Source organism: Leuconostoc gelidum subsp. gelidum KCTC 3527, assembly GCF_000166715.1.
GTDB classification, from domain to species: domain Bacteria; phylum Bacillota; class Bacilli; order Lactobacillales; family Lactobacillaceae; genus Leuconostoc; species Leuconostoc gelidum.
Genome location: NZ_AEMI01000032.1, coordinates 1 through 3,284 on the forward strand (window position 1 = coordinate 1; position 3,284 = coordinate 3,284).

General features: G+C 38.1%; 3 protein-coding genes. 2 read left to right on the forward strand and 1 reads right to left on the reverse strand.

Translation table 11 applies throughout. The annotated features are described in order from the left end of the window. The coding region (locus EUI_RS10830) for a hypothetical protein (protein ID WP_010017256.1) at positions 1–1,025 on the forward strand (1,025 nt) is incomplete at its 5' end. Positions 1,026–1,038: 13 nt separating this feature from the next. On the opposite strand, the gene EUI_RS0107735 is transcribed toward EUI_RS10830, so the two are convergent. Further along, positions 1,039–2,049: an NAD(P)/FAD-dependent oxidoreductase gene (locus tag EUI_RS0107735; RefSeq protein WP_187286554.1), complete on the reverse strand. Its 1,011-nt coding sequence runs from the start codon at positions 2,047–2,049 to the stop codon at positions 1,039–1,041. A 206-nt stretch (positions 2,050–2,255) separates the two neighbouring features. Between EUI_RS0107735 and EUI_RS0107740 the strand changes: the two genes are divergently transcribed. Further along, positions 2,256–3,215 (forward strand): nucleoside hydrolase, encoded by a 960-nt coding sequence (locus EUI_RS0107740; protein WP_010017258.1) that lies wholly within the window; start codon positions 2,256–2,258, stop codon positions 3,213–3,215. The last annotated feature ends 69 nt before the right edge of the window (positions 3,216–3,284 follow it).

The following is a 3,284-nucleotide window of genomic DNA, read 5'->3' on the forward strand; positions in this document are numbered from 1 at the left end:
GCCAAGCCAAGCCAAGCCAAGCCAAGCCAAGCCAAGCCAAGCCAAGCCAAGCCAAGCCAATTGGATACCATTTAAACGAAATACGCAAGAACAAAGGAATTAAATTATCATTACTTTTAGATTACATAAATATTTCAAATTCATCTTGGTATCGCTATGTTAAGGGAGAAACGGACATTACAACGTTGCAGTTTCTCCATACAGTGCGTTACTTACGTACAACATTTTCTGAAGTTTCCCATATGAAAAGTATGGCGGATAACCATCTAAAAATTTACGATACACCATCATATTTGCCTGCCAAGATTAATTATCAAATACCTCTGCACGAGTTCTATATAACGTATAATATTGAACGTTTAAAAATGTCTGTGAAACTCTATCGCCTAACATCTTCTTCATCATTTAATAGTGATTTACCATCGGATTTAAAAAAAGCCCTCAAAAGTGTGCTACTTGAGGGTGAGTACGGCTTAGAAGAAGTTAATTTGCTAGTGCTATTGAAGCTAGAATTTAACAATGTTCTATTTCACGAAGCTGAATTCATTAATATTTTGCATAATCTCATCGCTACAATCAAGCACAGCATTGATATCACAACCGCAATTGGTGACTTATCTGCTGCGCAACAAAATGTCATTTTTTTTAACCAATCACTTGGCTTACGCTTTGCTTTTAGCGCCTTGACCAGTATTACTTCAGAACATAAGGCATCACAATACGCACCGCTATTATTTCAAGTGATTCAACTCAATGATCAAGTAGAATATCCATCATGGTCCCTATATAATTTTGCTTCGAAAAAACTTCTGGCTATTAGTGAACTCTACCTACTTGATAAACCAACATATTCATCAGAAATTGATGCTTTTCGGCAAGCGCTCATGACACTTTACCCTAGCAAAACACATGCCGACCTGGAAAGTATAAATTATGATCTACTAAAAAATAATATTTTTGAAATCACTGTTGCTACAGAAATGAAAAAAGCGTATCAACATTACGTTGATACGCTTGAAAACTAATTTTAATCTTTAGTCAGCTTAGATGACCATTTTTTATAACCATCGAACTAGAATGACCCGGACCACCACGTTTAGGATCAAATAAATTAACTGCGGCATTGATAGCATTTGGCGCTTCTCCTAAACCAACTGCTATTAAATCTGCTTTTCCAAGATAGTGGCTCGCATCCCCAATAGCAAACACGCCTTCAATACTCGTTTGCAATTGCTGATTTACTGCAAAAACCTGATTGTCTTGTACAGGTTTAATGTCCCAAGACGCAACAGTTTGGTTCTTTGATATGAAACCATAATTAATAATTAAATCATCAACAGAAATCACAGTTACATCATACGGATCCTTAACCAGCGCCAAAGTAACAGCTAATTTACCATTATCTTGCTTATTAATTGACACAATTTTTTTTGGTGTTTCCTTAATAACTGTACTGCTATTTAATGCGTTAACACTTTGCTCCATCGCTCTAAACGTGTCCCGTCGATGAATAATTCGAGTTGATGCTGTCACGTCGTTCAACATCGTGACCATATCAACAGCCGAATCACCGCCACCAGCTATAGCAACATCATGATGCATAAAGTCTTGCTTATTGGTCACAAAATAATGAATCCCTTGACCGACAAGCGAATCAGCACCATCTACTTGTATTTTTCGTGGTTCAAAAGAACCTTTCCCAGTTGTAACAATCACCGTTTTGGATTGAAAAGACGTACCATTATCCGTTGTAATTGTGAATAAATCATTTTGTTTTTGCAGGTTAGTCACAGTTGTATTCGTCTTAATCTCGACTGGAAATAACTGCAACTGTCGATATAATGAATCAATTAATTCTGAACCCTTAATACCTACAAATCCTGCAACATCTAGGATTACCTTTTCAGGATACAAGGCAGTCACTTGACCACCTAGTGTTGGCAAACTCTCCACTAACACAGCTTTTGTATCACGTAGGCCAGCATAAAAAGCAGCAAACATGCCGACCGGCCCACCACCAATAATGGCTATATCATATAATTCCATAATGTTGTTGTATCAATGTCCAATTTTAATCAGATGGGCACCTATACGTTTCCTTTCAGTCATAATTTTTTTACTTTAATTATTATACCTTTTTAACCCTCAGTATGTTGCTAATCGGTATAATGGAATTATCATACATAATGGAGGAAACGTGTTGTTCTGCGCTAATATTTACGAAATGATAGCGCGCTACACACTGATTTAAATAAATGGCTCAGAAAAAAATGATTCTTGACCTAGATACTGGTATTGATGATGCACTTGCACTTGCCTATGCTGTCGGGGATCCAAATGTTGACCTCATTGGCATTATTTCAAGTTATGGCAATACATTGATTGAAACAGCAGCTCAAAACTCACTGAATTTATTGCACTTACTTGGTGCCAACAATGTGCCAGTTTTTATTGGCGAAAGTCATTCATCAACCACCGACCATTTTGATGTCATGCCTATTTCGCAACTCATTCATGGCAAAAATGGTATTGGCGAAGTCGTACTAGAGACTGCACCACGTCATGTTGAAACACAATCTGGTGTTGATTTCCTGATTGCCGCTGCTCATCAATACGCAGATGATTTAATCTTTATTCCCACCGGTCCACTCACCAATTTGGCAACTGCCATCAAAAAAGATCCTGCAGTCGCAACACTGATTGGTAACACAACCTTGATGGGTGGTGCACTGACAGTTCCTGGCAACGTGACACCATTCACCGAAGCTAATATTCATCAAGACCCAGAAGACGCTGACTATGCCTTTACACGTCAAAAAAACTTAACGATGGTTGGTTTAGATGTCACATTGCGCACACTTTTAACTAAAAAAGAAACAGCAGCTTGGCGTGCCTTAAATACAACAGCTGCTACTAAATTTGCTGAATTAATGGATTTCTACATTGATGCTTATGCCAATCTTGGTATTGATAAAAAAGGCGCTGCATTACACGATCCTCTAGCCGTAGCTGTGGGTATCGACGCCAGTTACGTTACCACTTTACCTCTAGCGATGCATGTCACATATGACCAAAAAAGCGGTGATTACGGTCGCACAATCGGTGACAAAGACAAGCTGCTTGTACCAACGACAACACAAGTAGCCGTCTTAGTGGATACTGACCGCTTTGTCTCTGATTTTCAAACAATGATGCTCTCTGTTTTGAATAACTGATTAAACAAGTACCATACATAAAATGCAACCAAACGTATTAGTGTTATTTTAATTACGTTTAGGTTTGTC